Origin of the sequence: Exiguobacterium sp. s127, from assembly GCF_018618695.1 — a bacterium.
GTDB classification, from domain to species: Bacteria; Bacillota; Bacilli; order Exiguobacteriales; family Exiguobacteriaceae; genus Exiguobacterium_A; species Exiguobacterium_A oxidotolerans.
Window position 1 is genome coordinate 1 of record NZ_JACSMO010000028.1, and the last position, 643, is coordinate 643.

A 643-nucleotide genomic window follows, 5' to 3' on the forward strand; every position below is an offset into this window, starting at 1 on the left:
ATGAATCATAAGCGTATTCTTCGTATCATGAGAAAGTTTGGGATCGTGACGAAAATCCGCAGGCAGAACCCCTACCGTAAAATCGCCAAAGCGACATATGAACATAAGACTGTGCCGAACCACTTGAACCGCCGGTTCAAGCAAGTAGAGCCAGGTAAAGTGTTCGTCACAGACATCACCTATCTCCGAATTGGGTCTGGTCAAACTGCCTATCTCTCTTGCGTGAAGGATGTCGCTACACGTGAAATTGTGGCACATCATGTATCAATGAGCCTCCGGATGGAACTCGTCCTTCATACGACGAATAAACTCGCAGAACGACTTCAAGGGAATACACATCCGGAAGCCATGATACACTCCGATCAAGGTTTCCATTATACGCATCCTGCTTATCAAGCACGGATTCGTGAGATGGGGATGGTTCAATCCATGTCACGTCGAGGAAACTGCCTGGATAATGCCCCGATGGAATCATTCTTTGGGCACTTGAAAGATTATGTCGATTATCAATTAGCATCTGACCTCGATGAGGTCTGCGCTATGGTCGATGTATACATTGACTATTACAATAGCGAACGAAGACAATGGAAACTACAAAAGATGACTCCGGCACAATACCGAAGCCATCTCATAGCAGCTTAAA

General features: G+C 45.7%; 1 protein-coding gene. It reads left to right on the plus strand.

Going from position 1 to position 643, the window contains the following annotated elements; all coding sequences use genetic code 11:
• Positions 1 to 642, plus strand: a 642-nt coding sequence (locus KNP98_RS15900) for an IS3 family transposase (protein WP_214812247.1), incomplete at its 5' end; no start/stop codon positions are given.
• Position 643 lies beyond the last annotated feature (1 nt).